Source organism: Streptomyces sp. NPDC031121, from assembly GCF_055570615.1.
The window spans coordinates 1-20,532 of the sequence record NZ_JBVIGV010000014.1; the positions used below are offsets into that span (position 1 = coordinate 1).

General features: G+C 70.6%; 18 protein-coding genes and 1 pseudogene. 10 read left to right on the forward strand and 9 right to left on the reverse strand.

Annotated features, from left to right (window positions below; all coding sequences use genetic code 11):
• Positions 1-133: 133 nt before the first annotated feature.
• The 3 genes and pseudogenes from ACZ462_RS24910 to ACZ462_RS24920 form a co-directional block, all read right to left on the reverse strand.
• Positions 134-1,099: a Yip1 family protein gene (locus tag ACZ462_RS24910; RefSeq protein ID WP_467805675.1), complete on the reverse strand. Its 966-nt coding sequence runs from the start codon at positions 1,097-1,099 to the stop codon at positions 134-136.
• A 626-nt stretch (positions 1,100-1,725) separates the two neighbouring features.
• Positions 1,726-3,933, reverse strand: a pseudogene (locus ACZ462_RS24915) (heterodisulfide reductase-related iron-sulfur binding cluster); the annotation flags it as partial.
• A gap of 110 nt (positions 3,934-4,043) precedes the next feature.
• On the reverse strand, positions 4,044-4,739 hold the full coding sequence (locus ACZ462_RS24920) for a sugar transferase (protein WP_467805674.1): 696 nt from the start codon (positions 4,737-4,739) through the stop codon (positions 4,044-4,046).
• A 217-nt stretch (positions 4,740-4,956) separates the two neighbouring features.
• On the opposite strand from ACZ462_RS24920, the gene dnaK reads away from it, so the two are divergent.
• Genes dnaK through ACZ462_RS24940 form a run of 4 tightly spaced genes read left to right on the forward strand, consistent with a single transcriptional unit; the run spans position 4,957 to position 9,180 of the window.
• Positions 4,957-6,798, forward strand: a complete 1,842-nt coding sequence (gene dnaK, locus ACZ462_RS24925; protein ID WP_467805673.1) for a molecular chaperone DnaK — start codon at positions 4,957-4,959, stop codon at positions 6,796-6,798.
• The gene (gene grpE / locus ACZ462_RS24930; RefSeq protein ID WP_467805671.1) at positions 6,798-7,487 is read left to right on the forward strand and encodes a nucleotide exchange factor GrpE; all 690 of its coding nucleotides are present in this window, start codon (positions 6,798-6,800) and stop codon (positions 7,485-7,487) included. The genes dnaK and grpE overlap by 1 nt, the downstream gene beginning before the upstream one ends.
• 48 nt (positions 7,488-7,535) lie before the next feature.
• Positions 7,536-8,708, forward strand: a complete 1,173-nt coding sequence (gene dnaJ, locus ACZ462_RS24935) for a molecular chaperone DnaJ (protein ID WP_467805670.1) — start codon at positions 7,536-7,538, stop codon at positions 8,706-8,708.
• A 1-nt stretch (position 8,709) separates the two neighbouring features.
• Positions 8,710-9,180, forward strand: a complete 471-nt coding sequence (locus ACZ462_RS24940) for a heat shock protein transcriptional repressor HspR (protein ID WP_467805669.1) — start codon at positions 8,710-8,712, stop codon at positions 9,178-9,180.
• 154 nt (positions 9,181-9,334) lie between these two features.
• Here ACZ462_RS24940 and ACZ462_RS24945 read toward each other — a convergent pair whose 3' ends face one another.
• Positions 9,335-10,351, reverse strand: coding sequence for a helix-turn-helix transcriptional regulator (locus ACZ462_RS24945; protein ID WP_125543357.1), 1,017 nt, complete (start codon positions 10,349-10,351; stop codon positions 9,335-9,337).
• Positions 10,352-10,453: 102 nt separating this feature from the next.
• Between ACZ462_RS24945 and ACZ462_RS24950 the strand changes: the two genes are divergently transcribed.
• Positions 10,454-10,708 (forward strand): hypothetical protein, encoded by a 255-nt coding sequence (locus ACZ462_RS24950; protein WP_246042259.1) that lies wholly within the window; start codon positions 10,454-10,456, stop codon positions 10,706-10,708.
• Positions 10,705-11,019: a Rieske (2Fe-2S) protein gene (locus ACZ462_RS24955; protein ID WP_114053450.1), complete on the forward strand. Its 315-nt coding sequence runs from the start codon at positions 10,705-10,707 to the stop codon at positions 11,017-11,019. The genes ACZ462_RS24950 and ACZ462_RS24955 overlap by 4 nt, the downstream gene beginning before the upstream one ends.
• Before the next feature lie 177 nt (positions 11,020-11,196).
• Here ACZ462_RS24955 and ACZ462_RS24960 read toward each other — a convergent pair whose 3' ends face one another.
• Complete coding sequence (locus ACZ462_RS24960; RefSeq protein ID WP_467805667.1) at positions 11,197-11,610, reverse strand: pyridoxamine 5'-phosphate oxidase family protein; 414 nt, start codon at positions 11,608-11,610, stop codon at positions 11,197-11,199.
• Positions 11,611-11,740: 130 nt separating this feature from the next.
• On the opposite strand from ACZ462_RS24960, the gene clpB reads away from it, so the two are divergent.
• The 4 genes from clpB (at position 11,741) to ACZ462_RS24980 (ending at position 16,102) form a co-directional block, all read left to right on the forward strand.
• On the forward strand, positions 11,741-14,326 hold the full coding sequence (clpB, locus tag ACZ462_RS24965; protein ID WP_467805687.1) for an ATP-dependent chaperone ClpB: 2,586 nt from the start codon (positions 11,741-11,743) through the stop codon (positions 14,324-14,326).
• A gap of 121 nt (positions 14,327-14,447) precedes the next feature.
• Positions 14,448-14,984 carry a YbjN domain-containing protein gene (locus ACZ462_RS24970; protein ID WP_467805665.1) on the forward strand — a complete coding sequence of 179 codons (537 nt, stop codon included), beginning with the start codon at positions 14,448-14,450 and terminating at the stop codon, positions 14,982-14,984.
• A gap of 285 nt (positions 14,985-15,269) precedes the next feature.
• Entirely contained in the window at positions 15,270-15,755 is a 486-nt protein-coding gene (locus ACZ462_RS24975) for a prevent-host-death family protein (RefSeq protein ID WP_467805664.1), read from the forward strand.
• Positions 15,752-16,102, forward strand: coding sequence for a hypothetical protein (locus tag ACZ462_RS24980; protein WP_467805663.1), 351 nt, complete (start codon positions 15,752-15,754; stop codon positions 16,100-16,102). Before ACZ462_RS24975 ends, ACZ462_RS24980 begins: the two co-directional genes overlap by 4 nt.
• Positions 16,103-16,172: 70 nt before the next feature.
• On the opposite strand, the gene ACZ462_RS24985 is transcribed toward ACZ462_RS24980, so the two are convergent.
• The 4 genes from ACZ462_RS24985 to ACZ462_RS25000 are packed head-to-tail and all read right to left on the reverse strand — an operon-like array spanning position 16,173 to position 20,371.
• The gene (locus ACZ462_RS24985) at positions 16,173-17,342 is read right to left on the reverse strand and encodes a pyridoxal phosphate-dependent aminotransferase (protein WP_467805662.1); all 1,170 of its coding nucleotides are present in this window, start codon (positions 17,340-17,342) and stop codon (positions 16,173-16,175) included.
• A 13-nt stretch (positions 17,343-17,355) separates the two neighbouring features.
• On the reverse strand, positions 17,356-18,672 hold the full coding sequence (locus ACZ462_RS24990; RefSeq protein WP_467805661.1) for a restriction endonuclease subunit S domain-containing protein: 1,317 nt from the start codon (positions 18,670-18,672) through the stop codon (positions 17,356-17,358).
• Positions 18,672-20,174: an N-6 DNA methylase gene (locus ACZ462_RS24995; protein ID WP_467805685.1), complete on the reverse strand. Its 1,503-nt coding sequence runs from the start codon at positions 20,172-20,174 to the stop codon at positions 18,672-18,674. The genes ACZ462_RS24990 and ACZ462_RS24995 overlap by 1 nt, the downstream gene beginning before the upstream one ends.
• Positions 20,175-20,179: 5 nt before the next feature.
• Complete coding sequence (locus tag ACZ462_RS25000) at positions 20,180-20,371, reverse strand: hypothetical protein (RefSeq protein WP_385970871.1); 192 nt, start codon at positions 20,369-20,371, stop codon at positions 20,180-20,182.
• Between the last annotated feature and the right edge of the window lie 161 nt (positions 20,372-20,532).

The following is a 20,532-nucleotide window of genomic DNA, read 5'->3' on the forward strand; positions in this document are numbered from 1 at the left end:
CCCCCCCCCCCCCTCCCCCCCCCCCCCCCCCCCCCCCCCCCCCCCCCCCCCCCCCCCCCCCCCCCCCCCCCCCCCCCCCCCCCCCCCCCCCCCCCTCCCCCCCCCCGGGCCCTTCGTCCTTCGCTGCGGCTCCCTACAGGGTGCCGAGCTTGATGATCGACAGCAGCGCCACCAGCTGGATCGCTGACGCGCCCAGCGCCTTCGGCCACGGCAGGTCGTGCGACTTGCTGATCAGCGACGTGAACAGCGCGCCCGCCGCGACCCAGGTCGCCCAGCCGAGCACCTGGACGAACATGTTGTCGCCGCCGAGGAACACCGCGAAGATCAGGCGCGGCGCGTCCGAGATCGACATGACCAGCATCGACAGGCCGACCGTCGGCTGCCAGGACCCCTCGCCGCCCAGCTGGCGGGCGAGGGTGTGGGTGACGGCGCCGAGGATCAGGCCGCAGATGACGAACGCCACGCCGGCGCTGAGGACGATCGGGACGGCGTTCGCGAGGGTTGCGTTGATGACGTCCTTGCGGGCGTCGTCGAAGCCGAAGACCGCGAGCAGGCCGTACAGGAACGTCACGATCAGCGCGGGGCCCCACACCGGGTAGTCGCGCATCTGGAAGAACGTCGGCCCCGGGCGCATCACGATGCCCTTGAGCAGTTCCTTCCACGGCAGCCGCGGGCCGGCCGGAGCCGCGGCGGCCGCGCCGCCGTCCGCCTGGTACGTGCCGGGCGGGCCGTACGGGTCCTCGCCGTAGGAGAAGACCTGGGTGTGGCCGGGGTTGTCGTTCGCGTACGAGCCGCCGCCGTGGCCGCCCTGGCCGCCGGGCGGGCCGTACGGGGGCTCCTGCGGGTACGCCTGCGGGGGCTGCTGCCGGTGCCCCTGCTGGTGGCCGTGCGGGTGCCCGTACGGGTCGAAGTACTCGGGCTCGCCGTGCCCCCCGCTCGCGGCCTGCTGCGGCCACTGCTGCTGGGGAGGGTAGGGCTGCCGGCCGTACGGTGCCGCCTGCGGCGGCTGCTGCGGGTGCTGCTGACCGTACGGCTGCTGCCGCGGGGGTTGTTGCGCGCGGTCGTCGTCCCTGCCGCGTCCGATCCTGAATCCAGCCACGTGATCGAACGTACCTGGTGCCGGGCATTCGGGTGCAGTCGGTGCCCAAATAAGCACCCTTTGCGGCTGAGCTGTGACATCCCCTAGGGGAACCCCGGGGGGCAGGCCCCCCTTCTGCTCGCGGCCGGTGAGGGGAAGCGGGGAAGCGGAACGGCCGGCCCCCGGGCGGGGGCCGGCCGTTCCGGCGCGGGTTGCGCTGAGGTGCCGCGCGGCTCGGGCTACTTGGCCGTGCCGGCCCCGGCCGCGTCGCCGCGGGTCCCGGACCCCGGCTCCTCGCCGGGCGCGGGCTTGCTCTCGGCTGCGGGCTCGTTCTCGGTGCCGGCCTCGTCCGCCGCCGTCGCCTCGGGCTTCGCCTCGGCCGCGGTCTCGGCCTTCGCCTTGGCGTCGGCCTCCGCCTTCGCCGCAGCCTCGGCCTTCGCCTTGGCCGCCGCCTCCGCCTTGGCCGCCTCCTCGGCCTTGGCCGCCGCCTCCGCCTTGGCCGCCGCCTCGGCCTTCGCGTCGGCTTCCGCCTTCGCCGCCGCCTCGGCTTTCGCCTCGGCTTCGGCCTCCGCCTTGGCCGCCGCCTGGGCCTTCGCCTCGGCCTCGGCCTCCGCCGCGGCCGCCGCGAGTTCGGCCTCCGTCGGGGCCGGGGCCTTCACCGACTCCAGGAGCAGCTGGGCCACGTCCACGACCTGGACGGACTCCTTGGCCTGGCCGTCGTTCTTCTTGCCGTTCACCGAGTCGGTCAGCATCACCAGGCAGAACGGGCACGCCGTCGACACGATGTCCGGGTTGAGGGAGAGGGCCTCGTCGACGCGCTCGTTGTTGATGCGCTTGCCGATCCGCTCCTCCATCCACATCCGCGCACCGCCGGCGCCGCAGCAGAAGCCGCGCTCCTTGTGGCGGTGCATCTCCTGCTGGCGCAGGCCCGGGACGGCGGACATGATCTCGCGCGGCGGCGTGTAGACCTTGTTGTGGCGGCCCAGGTAGCAGGGGTCGTGGTACGTGATCAGGCCGTCGACCGGGGTCACCGGCAGCAGCTTGCCCTCGTCGATGAGGTGCTGGAGCAGCTGCGTGTGGTGGATGACCTCGTACTCGCCGCCGAGCTGCGGGTACTCGTTCGCGATGGTGTTGAAGCAGTGCGGGCAGGTCGAGACGATCTTCTTCGCCGACTTCGGCTTCTTCGTCGACTCGTCCTCGTCGTCCTCGCCGAAGGCCATGTTCAGCATGGCCACGTTCTCCTGGCCCAGCTGCTGGAACAGCGGCTCGTTGCCCAGGCGGCGCGGCGAGTCGCCGGTGCACTTCTCCTCGCCGCCCATGATCGCGAACTTGACGCCCGCCATGTGCAGCAGCTCCGCGAAGGCCTTGGTGGTCTTCTTCGCCCGGTCCTCCAGGGCGCCCGCGCAGCCGACCCAGTACAGGTAGTCGACCTCGGTGAGGTCCTCCACGTCCTTGCCGACGATCGGGACCTCGAAGTCGACCTCCTTGGTCCACTCGACGCGCTGCTTCTTCGCCAGGCCCCAGGGGTTGCCCTTCTTCTCCAGGTTCTTGAGCATCGTGCCCGCCTCGGACGGGAACGCGCTCTCGATCATCACCTGGTAGCGGCGCATGTCGACGATGTGGTCGATGTGCTCGATGTCGACCGGGCACTGCTCCACGCACGCGCCGCAGGTGGTGCAGGACCACAGCACGTCCGGGTCGATGACGCCGTTCTCCTCGACCGTGCCGATCAGCGGGCGCTCCGCCTCGGCGAGGGCGGTCGCGGGGACGCCGGCGAGCTGCTCCTCGGTCGCCTTCTCCTCGCCCTCCATCGTCTTGCCGCCGCCGGCCAGCAGATACGGGGCCTTGGCGTGCGCGTGGTCGCGCAGCGACATGATCAGGAGCTTCGGGGAGAGCGGCTTGCCCGTGTTCCAGGCGGGGCACTGCGACTGGCAGCGGCCGCACTCGGTGCAGGTGGAGAAGTCGAGGATGCCCTTCCAGGAGAACTGCTCGACCTGGGAGACGCCGAAGACGTCGTCCTCGCCCGGGTCCTCGAAGTCGATCTCCTTGCCGCCCGAGGTCATCGGCTGGAGGGCGCCGAGCGCGGACGCCCCGTCGGCGTTCCGCTTGAACCAGATGTTCGGGAAGCCGAGGAAGCGGTGCCAGGCGACACCCATGTTCGTGTTCAGCGAGACCGTGATCATCCAGATCAGCGAGGTGCCGATCTTGACCATGGCGGTGAAGTAGATGGCGTTCTGGAGGGCCGTCGTCGACAGGCCGTCGAACGCGAGCACCAGCGGGTACGACACGAAGTACGCCGGCTCGTACGAGTCGACGTGGTGGATGGCGCCCTCGAGGCCGCGCAGGGCGAGGATCGCCAGGCCGATCGTGAGGATGACGTACTCGACGAAGTACGCCTGCCAGGCCTTCGAGCCCGCGAAGCGCGACTTGCGGCCGGCCCGCGACGGCAGCGACAGCAGGCGGATCACCATCAGCACGGCGATGCCGACGACCGTCATCAGTCCGATGAACTCGATGTACATCTCGAACGGCAGGAACCCGCCGAGCACCGGCAGCGTCCAGTCGGCCTGGAAGAGCTGGCCGTACGCCTGCGCCAGGGTCGGCGGCAGGGTCAGGAAGCCGATCGCGACGAACCAGTGCGCGAAGCCGACGATGCCCCAGCGGTTCATCCGGCTGTGGCCCAGGAACTCGCGGACCAGGGTGAGCGTTCGGGCCTTCGGGTCGTCCGTGCGGCTGCCCGCCGGCACGGGTTGGCCGAGTTTCACGAACCGGTAGATCTGCGCCACGGCTCGGGCGAGCAGCGCGACGCCGACCACGGTCAGGACCAGCGACACGATGATCGCGGCGAGTTGCATGGGAGGGCTCCTCGGGCGGGACTTACTAAGCAGTAACTTATTGAGTCAGGGCTTGAGGTTACCCATTCTCCGCGCTGCGCTGTAGGTGAACGTGCGGTGATCTGTGTCGCTCAGGCATGCCTGTGTTCACGGGCCGCGCGGGGGGTACGGGCGAGGATCGCGAGATCCATCCCCAGCCAGTGGCTCTCCACATAGTGCCGGTCCAGGAGGGCCATCTCCTCCCAGGGGAGGTCCGACCGCGCGCTGACCTGCCACAATCCGGTCATTCCGGGGCGTACGAGCAGCCTGTCGGGCCGGTCGGTACGGGCCTCCGGCCGCGGCCCGACGAGCGACATCTCGCCCCGGAGCACGTTCAGGAGCTGCGGCGCCGCGTCCAGCCCGCACCGCCGGACCGCCGCTCCGACGCGCCCGGCCCCCTCGGTGCGCAGCCGCCACGTGCGGAACGGGCGCCCGCCCAGCCCCGCCGCCGGCTCCCGCAGCAGGATCCTGCCGCCCGCGCGCGGCCGGGCCAGGAACAGGGTGGCGGCCGCAGTGAGCAGCGCCGGCAGGGCCGCGGCCAGCAGGAGGAGGCCCGCGGCGAGGTCGAAGGCCCGCTTGGCCGGGTACGCCGGCATCCGCGGCATCCGCGGCACCCGCAGTACGGGCTTCGGCAGCCGCAGCGCGGGCCGGGGGATCCGGAGCGCCGGCCGCGGCAGCCGCAGGGCGGGCCGGGGGAGGGGGCGTCGCGGGGCGGCGGGGTGCGGGCGGGGGTCGGTGCGCCGGGCGGGGCGCCGGACCCGGGGGAGGGGGAGGGGCGGCAGCGGCATGCAGGCACCGTGCACCGCCCCCGCGCAGGTTGCCGGGCGCCGCGCAGCGCGCGGGCGCCCGCGTCCCCCACTCGGGCGCGCCCCGCTCGAAGTCCGCTCGCGGCTGAGCATAAGACCCAGATAGAAGTTGAGCCGACCCGACTCACCTCTGTTGACGGAGCCGGGCCGGTGCGGCACCCTTGAGTCTGTTCCACTCAAGTCAGCTGGAGGAATCGAAATGGCACGTGCGGTCGGCATCGACCTGGGCACCACTAACTCCGTCGTCAGCGTTCTCGAAGGCGGCGAGCCCACCGTCATCACCAACGCCGAGGGCGCCAGGACCACGCCGTCCGTCGTCGCCTTCGCCAAGAACGGCGAGGTCCTCGTCGGCGAGGTCGCCAAGCGCCAGGCGGTCACGAACGTGGACCGCACCATCCGCTCGGTGAAGCGCCACATGGGCACCGACTGGAAGATCAACCTGGACGGCAAGGACTTCAACCCGCAGCAGATGAGCGCCTTCATCCTGCAGAAGCTGAAGCGCGACGCCGAGGCCTACCTGGGCGAGAAGGTCACCGACGCGGTCATCACCGTCCCGGCGTACTTCAACGACTCCGAGCGCCAGGCCACCAAGGAGGCCGGCGAGATCGCGGGCCTGAACGTCCTGCGCATCGTCAACGAGCCGACCGCCGCCGCCCTGGCGTACGGCCTGGACAAGGACGACCAGACCATCCTCGTCTTCGACCTCGGCGGCGGCACCTTCGACGTGTCGCTGCTGGAGATCGGCGACGGCGTCGTCGAGGTCAAGGCCACCAACGGCGACAACCACCTCGGCGGCGACGACTGGGACCAGCGCGTCGTCGACTACCTGGTCAAGCAGTTCGCCAACGGCCACGGCGTCGACCTGTCCAAGGACAAGATGGCGCTCCAGCGCCTCCGCGAGGCCGCCGAGAAGGCGAAGATCGAGCTGTCCTCCTCCACGGAGACCACGATCAACCTGCCCTACATCACGGCGTCCGCCGAGGGCCCGCTGCACCTGGACGAGAAGCTCACCCGCGCCCAGTTCCAGCAGCTGACCGCCGACCTGCTGGAGCGCTGCAAGACCCCGTTCCACAACGTCATCAAGGACGCCGGCATCGCCCTGAGCGAGATCGACCACGTCGTCCTCGTCGGCGGCTCCACCCGCATGCCCGCCGTCGCCGAGCTCGTCAAGGAGCTGACCGGCGGCAAGGAGGCCAACAAGGGCGTGAACCCGGACGAGGTCGTCGCCATCGGCGCCACCCTCCAGGCCGGCGTCCTGAAGGGCGAAGTCAAGGACGTCCTGCTCCTCGACGTCACCCCGCTGTCCCTCGGCATCGAGACCAAGGGCGGCATCATGACCAAGCTCATCGAGCGCAACACCACGATCCCGACCAAGCGGTCGGAGATCTTCACGACGGCCGAGGACAACCAGCCGTCCGTGCAGATCCAGGTCTACCAGGGTGAGCGCGAGATCGCGGCGTACAACAAGAAGCTCGGCATGTTCGAGCTGACGGGCCTGCCGCCGGCCCCGCGCGGCGTCCCGCAGATCGAGGTCTCCTTCGACATCGACGCCAACGGCATCATGCACGTGACCGCGAAGGACCTCGGCACGGGCAAGGAGCAGAAGATGACCGTCACCGGCGGCTCCTCGCTCGGCAAGGACGAGGTCGACCGGATGCGCCAGGAGGCCGAGCAGTACGCGGAGGAGGACCAGCGCCGCCGCGAGGCCGCCGAGACCCGCAACCAGGCCGAGCAGCTCGTGTACCAGACGGAGAAGTTCGTCAAGGACAACGAGGACAAGGTCCCGGGCGAGGTCAAGACCGAGGTCGAGGCCGCCGTCGCCGAGCTGAAGGAGAAGCTCAAGGGCGAGGACACCGCCGAGATCCGCACCGCCACCGAGAAGGTCGCCGCCGTCAGCCAGAAGCTCGGCCAGGCCATCTACGCCGACGCGCAGGCCGCCCAGGCCGCCGGCGGCGCCGGTGACGCGGGCCAGGCCAAGGCCGACGACGACGTGGTCGACGCCGAGATCGTCGACGAGGACAAGCCGAAGGGCGCGCACTGATGCCGGAGGAGACCCAGGGTTTCGACGAGAAGCCCGAAGTCCCCGACGGCGCCGCCCCTGAGGACGCCGCCGAGCCGAAGACCGCCGACTCCTCCCCGGAGGAGCCGGCGGCCCCGGCCGGGGACTCCGGAGCACGGTCCGCCACGTCCGCCCCGCAGGACGCGGACGCGGCCCTCCTGGCGCAGCTGGACCAGGCGCGCACGGCCCTCGCCGAGCGCACCGGCGACCTCCAGCGGCTCCAGGCCGAGTACCAGAACTACCGCCGCCGCGTGGAGCGGGACCGGGTCGCCGTCAAGGAGATCGCGGTCGCGAACCTGCTGACGGAGCTGCTGCCCACCCTGGACGACATCGGCCGGGCGCGGGACCACGGCGAGCTGGTCGGCGGCTTCAAGTCGGTGGCCGAATCGCTGGAGACCGCCGTCGCCAAGCTCGGCCTGCAGCAGTTCGGCAAGGAGGGCGAGCCCTTCGACCCGACGATCCACGAAGCCCTGATGCACTCGTACGCGCCGGACGTCACCGAGACGACCTGCGTGGCGATCCTGCAGCCCGGGTACCGGATCGGGGAGCGCACGATCCGCCCCGCGCGGGTCGCCGTGGCCGAGCCCCAGCCGGGCGCGGCCCCCAAGTCCGAGTCCGCGGAGGGCGACACGCCGTCGGACAAGGACGCGGATGCTCCCGAAAAGGGCTGACGTCCCGGGGCGTGGTCAGATGAAGGCACGGGAGGAGGGACACCGGGGATGAGCACGAAGGACTTCGTCGAGAAGGACTACTACAAGGTCCTCGGTGTCCCGAAGGACGCCACCGAGGCCGAGATCAAGAAGGCGTACCGGAAGCTCGCCCGCGAGTACCACCCGGACGCCAACAAGGGCGACGCCGCAGCCGAGGAGCGCTTCAAGGAGATCTCCGAGGCGAACGACGTCCTCGGCGACGCCAAGAAGCGCAAGGAGTACGACGAGGCCCGCGCCCTGTTCGGGAACGGCGGGTTCCGCCCCGGTCCCGGCGCGGGCGGCTCGTTCAACTTCGACCTGGGCGACCTCTTCGGGGGCGCCCAGCCCGGCGGCGCCGGCGGCTTCGGCGGCGGCCTCGGCGACGTGTTCGGCGGGCTGTTCAACCGCGGCGGCGCCGGTCCGGGCGCCCGGACCCAGCCGCGCCGCGGCCAGGACATCGAGTCGGAGGTCAGCCTCTCCTTCACGGAGGCGGTGGACGGGGCCACGGTCCCGCTGCGGATGTCCTCCCAGGCTCCCTGCAAGGCCTGTTCGGGCACCGGCGACAAGAACGGCACCCCGCGGGTGTGCCCGACCTGTGTCGGCACCGGCCAGGTGTCGCGGGGCAGCGGCGGCGGCTTCTCGCTGACCGACCCGTGCGCGGACTGCAAGGGCCGCGGCCTGATCGCGGAGAGCCCCTGCGAGGTCTGCCACGGCAGCGGCCGCGCCAAGTCCTCCCGGACGATGCAGGTCCGGATCCCGGCGGGCGTCTCCGACGGCCAGCGGATCCGGCTGCGCGGCAAGGGCGCACCGGGCGAGCGCGGCGGACCCGCCGGCGACCTGTACGTCGTGGTCCACGTGGGCAGCCACCCGGTGTTCTCCCGCAAGGGCGACAACCTGACGGTGACCGTCCCGGTCACGTTCACCGAGGCGGCCCTGGGCGCCGACATCAGGGTCCCGACCCTGAACGGCCCCGCGGTGACGCTGAAGCTTCCGCCGGGCACCCCGTCCGGCCGCACGATGCGCGCCCGCGGCAAGGGCGCCGTCCGCAAGGACGGCACCCGCGGCGACCTGCTCGTCACGGTGGAGGTCGCGGTTCCGGCCGCGCTGTCGGACAAGGCCCGTGAGGCCCTGGAGATGTACCGCGACGCGACGGTGTCGGAGGACCCGCGCGCCGCGCTGTTCGAGTCCGCGAAGGGAGCATGACATGGACGGCCGCCGACGACAGCCGCGGTTCGGTGGCGGGGCGTACGAGCTGACCGACGAGACCCCGGTGTACGTGATCTCGGTGGCCGCCCAGCTCTCCGGCCTGCACCCCCAGACGCTGCGCCAGTACGACCGTCTCGGCCTGGTCTCCCCCGACCGGACCGCGGGCCGCGGCCGGCGGTATTCGGCCAGGGACATCGAGCTGCTCCGCACGGTGCAGGCGCTTTCCCAGGACGAGGGCGTCAACCTCGCCGGCATCAAGCGCATCATCGAACTCCAGAACCAGGTGGCCGCCCTCCAGGCGCGCGTGGCCGAGCTGTCGGCCGCGGTCGACGGAGCGGCCGCGGTGATGCAGCAGCGCGAAGCCCAGGTGCACGCCTCGTACCGGCGGGATCTGGTCAAGTACCAGCCGCCGGCGGCGGGCAGCGCCCTGGTCGTCTGGCGGCCCGCGCCGAAGCGGTCCGCGGACTGACCGCGGCCCCCGCTGCGCCCCCGCCCAGGCGCCCCCGCGGGGGCCCGTACGGTGCGCGCAAGGCCCCGCCCGGTCCTCCGGGCGGGGCTTTGCGCGTCCGGCCGCCGGGGGCCGGCCTCAGGCGTCTGCGCGGGCCTGCCGGGCCCGCCCCCGCTCACTCTGGGTCGTCCTCCTCCAGGATCCCCGACCGGGCGATGAGAAAGCCGAGTTGGGCGCGGCTGCCGCTGCCGAGGATGCCGGCGAGCTTGGCGATGTGCGCGCGGCAGGTGCGTACGTTCATGCCCAGCCGGCGGGCGATCGCCTCGTCCACGTGCCCCTCGACTAGGAGTTGGGCGATGGTGCGCTGCACGCCCGAGATGCCGTCGCGGGTGTGCCGGTAGGTGACCTCCTCCTGGAGCGGCACCGCGCGGTGCCACAGCTGCTCGAACACCTTGATGAGGTAGTCGACGAGGCCGGGGTGGCGCAGCTCCAGGGCGACCTGGCGGTCGTCGCTGGCGGGGATGAAGGCGACGGTGCGGTCGAAGATGATGAGCCGCTCGAAGAGCTCCTCCAGCGTGCGGACTTCGACCTTGCCGGCCTTCAGGATGTCGATGTACGCGAGGGTGCCGCGGCTGTGGCGGACGGTGTGCTGGTAGAGGGTACGGATTCGGACACCGCGGTCCGTGAGCGGCTGGTCCCGCTCCAGGGCTTCCGTAAGCTCCAGACTGGGGCGTGCGCCTCCGGGCTGGACGGTCAGCATCTCGGTGTGGCACTCGGCGGTGGCCAGGTTGAGGGCGGCGTTGATGGCGTCGAAGCCCTCCAGCACGGTGATGGCGTGGGTGCTGGCGGGTGCCTGCGCGCTGATGGCGAGGAACGGCTCGAATGCCTCGGACAGTTCGAGGGAGTCGCGCCGGCGGTCGCGGATCTCGCGCTCGATCGGGTGCAGCCGCTGGGCCAGTGCGACCGCCGGCGGAACCGGGCGGAGCGAATTGACGTCATCGGGATCCGGCTGCAGCAACGCCAGATCGAGCAGGCAAGGAGCCGTTTTCACGTCCGCACGTGCGATGCGGCCGGTGCGCAGCGCGCTCGTATAGAGCCGTGCGCCCTCGCTGCACAGGTCGGTGACCGCATGGGGATGTGTCGCTTTTGTTGTGTTTAGTGCCAAATCTCCACCCCCCAGGGTCCTGAACATGCAAGAACATGATGCATCGTCCCTGTGGCAGCGACGTGCCTGAATGAGCCATCGTCTGACAGGCGGGGGAGAGGATTTCATCAAGTGAGGACGAAGCCGACCATGAACAAGAGAATGCTTCGCTCGGCGCTTGCCACCGTCATCTTCTCGGCTGTGGCCGGTCTGGGACTCGCCGGAGCCACGCTGGGGGGCGCCGGAGGGGGTGCCGCGGACATCCGGGCGGCGCTGCTGGAGGACAGCGGATGGCGTGAGCCGTCGATGGACAGCGGGTGGCGTGCCGCCCCGCTGGACAGCGGATGGCGCTCCGCCCCCGCCGACACCGCGTCCGCCGGACTTGTCGTGGAGAGCGCGGCATGACCCCCGACGACCGCGGCTTCCGCCGCGAGATGGCTTCCGCATACCGCTCCGGCTGGCAGTTCATCGACCTCGCGACGGCCATCCCCCAGGTCGGCGACTCGCTGATGGTCACCCTCTTCGGCCAGCCGATCGTGATCACGCGCGAGGAGGACGAGGACGTCCGGGCCTACCGCTGCCTGCGCCGCCCCCGCGGCGCGCCGCAGCCGGTCCGCTGCGAGGTGCGCTACGGCATGGTCTTCGTGAACCTCGATCAGCGCGACCACCAGCTCTTCGAACCCGACATCACCACCGCCACCCCCCGCAGTGCCTGAGGCGATTCCCCCGTCGTTGCAGATCGCCCCAGGTGCTTCCCCCACACAACGGCGCCATCGTGGACCTGACCACGATGGCGCCGTTGTGATGTCCGCGTCCAGTAGCCGAACCGGACAAGCAGAACCGGACAGCACCCGCGGGGGCGGGCCCGCGGCCCGGCCCGCACGGCCGTCCGCTCAGGCGCGGCCCATCGCCCGGTCCAGGGCGATCTCGATCACGACCCGGTCCGGGTTCGGCGAGGGTGTGCGCCCGTAGCGCTCCGCGTAGCGCGCCACCGCGTCGGCGACCGCCTCCGCCTCCGTGCGGACGACCGCGCGGCCCTCCAGCGTGGCCCAGCGGCGGCCCTCCATCTGGCACACGGCGACGCGCGCCGCGCCGGCCGGCGACGCCTGCGCGGCCAGCACGTTGCGGACCTTCTTGCTGTGCCGGTTGCTGATCACCCGGGCGAGCCCGGCGGCGGGGTCGTAGGTGACGCCGACCGGCACCACGTGCGGGGTGCCGTCCGGGCGGGGCGTGGTCAGCGTGCACACGTGCCGCTCCCGCCAGAAGGCCAGGTACTCGGGCGCCGGATGGCGAACGTCATGGGACATGCGGAGAGACTACGATCCCGGGCTTGAGTGGAATAGACTCAACTTTGCGCACGTTGTCTCTGTCAGATCCTGCGGCACCGACATGCACCCGCAGCCGCACCCGCACCCGTACGGAGAGGAGAAGCCGCCCGTGGACGCCGAGCTGACCAACAGGAGCCGGGACGCGCTGAACAACGCCACCAGCCGTGCCGTCAAGGACGGGCACGCGGACCTGACCCCGGCCCACCTCCTCCTCGCCCTCCTCGCGGGCGAGGACAACGAGAACGTCACCGACCTCCTCGCCGCCGCCGAGGCCGACCAGGCCGCCGTCCGCGCCGGCGCGGAGCGGCTGCTCGCCGCCCTGCCCAGCGCCACCGGCTCCACGGTCGCGCCCCCGCAGGCCACCCGCGAGCTCCTCGCCGTCCTCGCCGAGGCCGACCAGGAGGCGGGCAGGCTCGGCGACGACTACCTCTCCACCGAACACCTCGTGATCGCCATCGCCGCCAAGGGCGGCGCGGCGGGCGAGGTCCTCTCCGCCCAGGGCGCCACCGCGGCCAAGCTGCTGGACGCCTTCCGACAAGCACGAGGAGGACGGCGGGTGACCACCCCCGACCCCGAGGGCCAGTACAAGGCCCTGGAGAAGTTCGGCACGGACTTCACCGCAGCCGCCCGCGAGGGCAGGCTCGACCCCGTCATCGGACGCGACCACGAGATCCGCCGCGTCGTCCAGGTCCTCTCCCGCCGCACCAAGAACAACCCCGTCCTGATCGGCGAGCCCGGCGTCGGCAAGACCGCCGTCGTCGAGGGCCTGGCCCAGCGCATCGTCAAGGGCGACGTCCCCGAGTCCCTGCGCAACAAGCGCCTCGTCGCCCTCGACCTCGGCGCGATGGTCGCCGGCGCCAAGTACCGCGGCGAGTTCGAGGAGCGCCTGAAGACCGTCCTCGCCGAGATCAAGTCCAGCGACGGCCAGATCATCACCTTCATCGACGAGCTGCACACCGTCGTCGGCGCCGGAGCCGGCGGCGACTCCGCCATGGACGCCGGCAACATGCTCAAGCCCATGCTGGCCCGCGGCGAGCTGCGCATGGTCGGCGCGACCACCCTCGACGAGTACCGCGAGCGGATCGAGAAGGACCCGGCGCTGGAGCGCCGCTTCCAGCAGGTCCTCGTCGCGGAGCCGACCGTCGAGGACACCATCGCGATCCTCCGCGGCCTCAAGGGCCGCTACGAGGCCCACCACAAGGTGCAGATCAACGACAGCGCCCTGGTGGCCGCCGCGACCCTGTCCGACCGGTACATCACCTCCCGCTTCCTGCCCGACAAGGCCATCGACCTCGTCGACGAGGCCGCCTCCCGGCTCCGCATGGAGATCGACTCCTCCCCGGTGGAGATCGACGAGCTCCAGCGCGCCGTCGACCGCCTCCGCATGGAGGAGCTGGCGCTGAAGAACGAGTCCGACCCGGCCTCCGTGGAGCGCCTGGAGAAGCTCCGCAAGGACCTCGCCGACAAGGAGGAGGAGCTGCGCGGCCTGACCGCCCGCTGGGAGAAGGAGAAGCAGTCCCTCAACCGCGTCGGCGAGCTCAAGGAACGCCTGGACGACCTGCGCGGGCAGGCCGAGCGCGCCCAGCGCGACGGCGACTTCGACACCGCCTCCAAGCTGCTCTACGGGGAGATCCCGGCCCTGGAGCGCGAGCTCGACGAGGCCTCCGAGGCCGAGGCGGAGGCCGCGAAGGACACCATGGTCAAGGAGGAGGTCGGCCCCGACGACATCGCCGACGTCGTCGGCGCCTGGACCGGCATCCCGGCCGGCCGCCTGCTGGAGGGCGAGACGCAGAAGCTGCTGCGCATGGAGGCCGAGCTGGGCCGCCGCCTGATCGGCCAGGGCGAGGCCGTCCGCGCCGTCTCCGACGCGGTGCGCCGCACCCGGGCCGGGATCGCCGACCCGGACCGCCCGACCGGCTCGTTCCTGTTCCTCGGCCCGACCGGCGTCGGCAAGACCGAGCTGGCCAAGGCGCTCGCCGACTTCCTCTTCGACGACGAGCGCGCCATGGTCCGCATCGACATGTCCGAGTACGGCGAGAAGCACAGCGTGGCGCGGCTCGTCGGCGCCCCTCCCGGCTACGTCGGCTACGAGGAGGGCGGCCAGCTCACCGAGGCGGTGCGCCGCCGCCCGTACAGCGTGGTCCTGCTGGACGAGGTGGAGAAGGCCCACCCCGAGGTCTTCGACATCCTGCTCCAGGTCCTCGACGACGGCCGGCTCACCGACGGCCAGGGCCGCACCGTCGACTTCCGCAACACCATCCTCATCCTGACCTCGAACCTCGGCAGCCACTTCCTGATGGACCCGACGGCCACGCCCGAGGAGAAGCGCGAGCGGGTCCTGGAGACGGTGCGGGCCTCCTTCAAGCCGGAGTTCCTCAACCGCCTCGACGACCTGGTCGTCTTCTCCGCCCTCAGCGGGGACGAGCTGGCCCGGATCGCCGAGCTCCAGGTGGCGCGGCTGGCCAAGCGGCTCGCCGACCGCCGCCTCGCCCTCGACGTCACGCCCGCGGCGCTGGCCTGGCTGGCGGACAAGGGCAACGACCCCGCGTACGGCGCCCGGCCGCTGCGCCGCCTGATCCAGACGGCCGTGGGCGACCGCCTCGCCAGGGAGATCCTGGCCGGCGAGGTCCGCGACGGCGACACCGTCCGGGTCGACGTCGACGGGGACGGCCTCCGCGTGGGCCGGGCCGAATAGGCCCGCGACCGCTCCGGGCGGACCAATCGTGTCCGCTCGGAGCGGATCGCACGTGCGGGGCTGGACACGGGGTAGGCGCCATGGGGGAGGATGACAGCATCCGCACGAAGGGAAGAACACGGTGAGCATCGACCCGGCCTCGATTCCGAATTTCGGAGGGCAGCAGCCCGAACCGCAGGCCACAGGACCGGCGGGCCCCGTGGTCCCCGACCAGGATCTGGTCAAGCAGCTGCTGGAGCAGATGGAGCTCAAGTACGTCGTCGACGACGAGGGCGACCTCGCGGCGCCGTGGGAGGAATTCCGCACCTACTTCATGTTCCGGGGTGAGGCCGAGCAGCAGGTCTTCTCCGTCCGCACCTTCTACGACCGCCCCCACGCGATCGAGGAGAAGCCCAGGCTCCTGGAGACCATCGACGACTGGAACCGCCGCACCCTGTGGCCGAAGGTCTACAGCCACACCCACGACGACGGCTCCGTCCGCCTGATCGGCGAGGCGCAGATGCTGATCGGCACCGGCGTCAGCCTGGAGCACTTCGTGTCCTCCACGGTCAGCTGGGTCCGCGCCTCCATCGAGTTCGACAAGTGGCTCGTGGAGCAGCTGGGCCTGGAGAAGGACCTGGAGGCCGACGAGGAAGGCAAGGACGGCGAGGAGGGCTGACCCCTCCGGCAAGCCGCCGCACCCGAACGGGAGCACGGGCGGGCCCCGCGGCCACACCGGCCGCGGCGCCCGCCCGCGCCGCGTCAGGAGCCCAGCCGCCGAAGGCGGGCCAACCTGATCCGGAGCAGCTTCGTGTGCCGTGCGGAAGCCCTGACGGGGGCGGCCGCAGAACAGGGCCGGTCTGGAGGAGCCAGCGGCCCGGGTGCCGCGCGTACCCGCCCACCCGTCCTGCGCACGGAACACCGAGGTCTGGCACTCAGAACACGATCTGAGTAAAGTCTGAGTATGAGCCTTGCTTACCTGGGAGCCGAACCCGAGTCGGTTTCGTTCACGGATCTGTCGAGAAACCCGAAGGCCGTAGCTGCCCGGGCCGCCGCCCTCGGTGCTCTGCGTGTCACGCATCGGGACGCGCCCGACATGGTGCTGACGACGGCCGTGCACGCGGAGCGCACCGAGGAGAACCTCACGACGGCGTCCCGGCTCTTTCTCGCGCTCATGAAGCACGATGACGGAGTTCGGTCGCTCCTGCTGGCGCTGCCGGATGTCTTCCCGTGGGTGCGGCATCTGGACGACGAAGAGATGCGCGCGTTCACCGTGGAACTCCTGGAAGCGCTTTCCGATGCGGCGGAGCTGGGTGCGCGGGAGGCCGTGCACCGCGCGCTCGTCTCCTGGAGGGCGACGGCTCGTATCAACGCGGATCCGGAGCAGCTCAAGGAAGCTCTGCGTCCGCTCGACGGGGATGGCCTGGGGTTGGTCGAGGTGGGCGGGTGAGCCCGAAGAAGGGCGATCGTGTCAGCGTCCCACCCCTGAGCGGGTGGAACGTGGTCTTCGGGACCACGGAAGCCGTGACGGGGTGGGAGGAGCTGTGCCGCGCGGCGCTTTCCAGTGCCCACCGCTGCCTGGAGGCGCTGCGCACCGACCCGCTGTCGCGTGACAACTGGAACCGTCAGCACCAGCTACGCGGGCGGCTCGCCACCAAGGAGTGGAAGGGCTCCGCTTTGGAGCAATGGGAGTTCGAGGTTACGAGTGGCGGCCGTGTGCGCTATCTGGTCAGCCCCGAGACGTCGACCGTCCTCCTGGTCTACGCATCCACGCGGCACCCAAAGGACACCGAGTAACCCGTAGTTCCCGTGCGGCACGGGCTCCGGCTGAATGGGCCCCGTGCCTGCACGTCCGTCTGGCTTGCGCTCAGCGAGACAGTCGACCGAGGCGCTCGACCGCCTCTTCCAAAACAACCGTCCGCTTGCAGAAGGTGAACCGGACCTGGCTGCGGCCTGCTTCGGGATCGTCGTAGAAGACGGAGTTGGGGATGGCGACGACGCCGCAGCGTTCCGGGAGGACGCGGCAGAAGGCGTAGGCGTCCTTCTCGCCGAAGGGCGTGATGTCGGTGGTGATGAAGTAGGTGCCCTCCGGCTGGTAGACCTCGAAGCCGGCCGCCCGAAGGCCGTCGCCGAGGACGCCGCGCTTGCGTCGCAGGTCGGCGCGGAAGCCGTCGAAGTACGTGTCCGGCAGGCGGAGGGCTTCGGCGACCGCGTACTGGAAGGGGCCGGCGCTGACGTAGGTCAGGTACTGCTTGGCGGTTCGGACGGCGGAAACGAGCGGGCCGTCCGCCATGACCCAGCCAACCTTCCATCCGGTGAAGGAGAAGGTCTTGCCGGCGGAGGAGATGGAGACGGTGCGCTCGCGCATGTCGGGGAGGCTCGCGATCGGGACGTGGGCGGCGCCGTCGAAGACCAGGTGCTCGTACACCTCGTCGGTGACCACGAGCAGGTCGTGCTCGACAGCGAGCGCGGCGATGGTGCTCTGCTCGTCGGCGGTGAGGACCATCCCGGTCGGGTTGTGCGGGGTGTTGAGGAGCAGGAGGCGAGTTCGCGGGGTGATCTTGGATCGCAGCTCGTCCAGGTCCGGGCGAAAGGACGGGGCGCGCAGGGTGAGCGGTACTCGCTTCGCGCCGGCCATGGCGATGCAGGCCGCGTAGGAGTCGTAGAAGGGCTCGAAGGCGATCACCTCGTCGCCGGGCTCCAGCAGCGCGAGCATGGTCGCCGCGATCGCCTCCGTCGCGCCCGCGGTGACCAGGACCTCCGTGTCCGGGTCGAAGGTCAGGTCGTAGAAGCGGCGCTGGTGGTCGGCGATCGCCTCGCGCAGCTCCGGGATGCCCAGGCCCGGCGGGTACTGGTTGCCGCGGCCGTCGCGCAGCGCTCGTACGGCGGCCTCGCGTACGGACTCCGGGCCGTCCGTGTCCGGGAAGCCCTGGCCCAGGTTGATCGCGCCCGTCGCTGTCGCCAGTGCCGACATCTCCGCGAAGATCGTCGTCCCGAGCCCGTCCAGCCTGCGGTTCAGCAGCGGCCTGCCGCCCATGTCTCCACCGTCCTCACTCGTGTCCCCGTCGATTCTCCAGGGACCATCCTGGCTCACGGCCGGTCCTGCTCTCTCGGGGTGAGGGGACCTCAGTGAGGCGAGGAGCGTGAGAGCCCCGTTCGTCCGGCTCGGCGGTCGGCTCCCGGAGAACGCCGGCTTTCGCCGAGATGTCGCGCAGGAGTGTGTCCCGCAAGGCATGCAGTGTCGTGATCTTGGAGACCAAGAATCTTGCCATCGCGTGCAGGGGCTCGGCCGTCCTGTGGAAGTCAGCGCGCGTGCACCGGTCCGGCCATGTGACCTCCAGGCGTTTGAGGGCGCCGGCGGAGATTTCCCGGCCATTCTGGCCTTGCGCTAGCCGTGTGATGTCACCGCTTCGGCTCCTGAGCTCGTGGAACAGCCACCAACCGTTCTCGACCTCGATGGGCCTGACAGCGACGACACCTCTGAGTGGTGTCGCCGGTCGACAGGGCACAGCGATGTGCGCGCCGTCGGAACGGGTGCTCAGCATGAGAGTGCCGGGAGGATGTACCTCACCGGTGCTCGCTGAGCCGCTCAGACGGAACTTCTGGACGTGAGGTACGGGGAGGTCGTAGAGGTCTCTGGGGGCGACTACATCGATGGTGGGTTCTGTGGCCAACGGGGGAAGCGAGCGCTCGGCACCTTTACCGGTCTTCGGTTTGGCGACTTTCGCCAGCGACTGTGTTTCCCACGGTGGAGCCGACGATGCGCAGCTGTCGTGCAGTGCATCGGCCAGCTCCACCGCCTTGCGCGCGGTTGCCTGGTAGAGGGAGGACATCTCTTCGATGAGGCCGAAGGCCCGGTGGTAGGCGGTGATGACGTCCGGTGGGGGCAGCGGAAACGGCATGCGGCGGAGGGTGTCAAGGCTGATGGTGGGCTCGACGTGGGCCGTCACGTCCTCGTCGATCCTGGCCTTCGCCGTGGGTGTCTGAAGCCAGATGCGCAGCCATCGCGCGATGTCGGGCTCGGCGCGGATGATGCCGATCGACCTGGTTGCTGTCCATCCCGCGTGCTCGGCGGTGACCAGCGCGGAATCGCCCACTCGCCGGACGAGTACGACGGCCAGGTCTCCCTCCCTGAGAGTTGCCCGGCTGGGTGCGGAGTCGCCCGGACGGCACTCATTGGCCCTGGGCGAGAGGATCTTGCCGTCCTGGACGAAAGTCGAGCTGACGACTCCTGCCGGCTGGTCGGCAGCCGCCTCGTCGAGGTAACCGGAGGTGGTGTAGATGTCTCTGCGGGTCCGCTCGATTTCGATGGAGGTCGTCTGCCAAGCCGCTTTACCCGAGGAGACCTGGTTGACATTGGCTTCCATTAAATCTCCTCCAGGACGTCCAGCAGTCGAAGTTCCAGCTCACGCATCTGCTCGAACTGATCGGCCAGTTCGAGCTTGAGCTGCTCGACCCGGCTCCGCGTGTCCCGTTCAGGGCTGGGAGGCTCCACCGCGTACGAAGTCGGCATCAGGCTGTACTCGCGGTCGGCGATCTCCTCGGTGGAGCAGCTTCGGGACCAACCGGCTGCGTCGTTGTACGGCGAGGCCGCAGCACCGTCCTCGGAGAGGCCACGCCAGGCCGCCAGGGTGTTCAGGATCAATGCCGTGTTCTTGTCGCCCAGCCTCCGCGCTCTCGAGTCCGGGACCGGTTCGAAGGCTCGCCGTGCGTTGACGAAGAGCACCTGCCGGCGACGGTCCAGGGCACCCCAGCCAGGTCGCGCGCTCTTGTCTTTGTTGAGCACCCACAGACAGGCGGGGGCCTTGGTGTGACCGAACACGCGAGGCGGCAGAGCGATCACGCACTCGACGAGATCGTCACGCAGGAGGCGTTCGCGGAGCCTTCGGGTGACGGGCTGTCTGCTGTTGGCGACACTGTCGGCCATCAGGAAGACGGCGCGTCCGCCCGGAGCCAGGGCATGCGCGATGTGCTGAATCCACGCGGAGTTGGCGGATCCTCGGGGCGGCGGTTCTTCCGGCCACCGGGGATCGATAGGGACTGGGGTCCCCGACCGGCGGGTGCCCTGCTCTGTCTTGTCCTCCGGCGCCCAGCCGCGCTGGTTGAAGGGAAGGTTGGCCAGGATGATGTCGTAGGGATCGGGTTCCGGCTCCGCCAGGCTGTCCCCGGGTGGGAAGACATGAGCCGTGATCCCCCGCACCGCGAAGTTCATGCGGGCCACCTGTGAGGTGTGGGCGTGCTGCTCCTTTCCCTGCAAGGACAGGGCCGGGTGCAGCTCGACGCGCTCGCGGACATAGCGGTGACTCTCGATGAGCAGTCCCCCCGAACCGCAGACCGGGTCCAGCACTCTGTGCCCGTCGCGGGGGACGGCCGCACCGACCATGAGCCGCGCCATGTCACTCGGCGTGAAGTAGTGACTGCCGTCTGCCTGGTCCGCCGAGAGGTCACGGAGGCACTGGTCGAGCAGGGGCCCAACCCGCTGGGCGGCGCCGAGGACCTGGACGAGAGCGTGCAACGGGCCTTCGGAACCAGGGGGCGGAACGGGCATCAGGTTCCTCGTGTCCGCGTCGGCGCCTTGTTCGTCGGCTGCGGGAAGCCAGTGGCTCAGACACTTGCTCACGGCAGCGCGGAATCCCGAACCGCGCCCTGACGGCTGCCTCAGCAACCACGACCAAGTCGGCACGCCGGTGCCGGTGCCGGTGGCGGGGTGCGCGGTCCGGCTCAGGTACAGCAGCCCGAGGACGAGGCGAGTCGCGTCGTGGGCGTTCATCAGCCGCGAGAGGTGGGCGCGGTGTCGGCGTACCTTCGCGAGCACCTCGTCGAGCGAGGAGGCACCCTCGGTCTGCACACGCCCTCCCAGGGAGTCCATGCCGCTCACGAGCCCACCACCCCCAGGGCCCCCATGACGACGACAATGAGCGTCAGGGAACCGCCGAAGGTCAACGCTCCGGTCTTGAATGCCGCCGTGGGACGCCCTCCCTCGACGACGGTCACGACGCTGCCGATCAGAGCGGCGACAAGCGCCGCGAGGACGGCGATGATCACGTACATCAGCCTCAGCTGCACGGGTTTCCTTCCTGAGGTCGGGGGATCTCCCAGTGGATGAGCGAGCCGGTGATCCCGGCTTCAGGAAGGACAGTAGAAGAGGTAGGCCACGCGCTGCGAGGTGCACGCCGTTTGGGATTTCTCTAGGCGCGCGCCCGGATTCCAAGTGCTTTCGTCGAGTG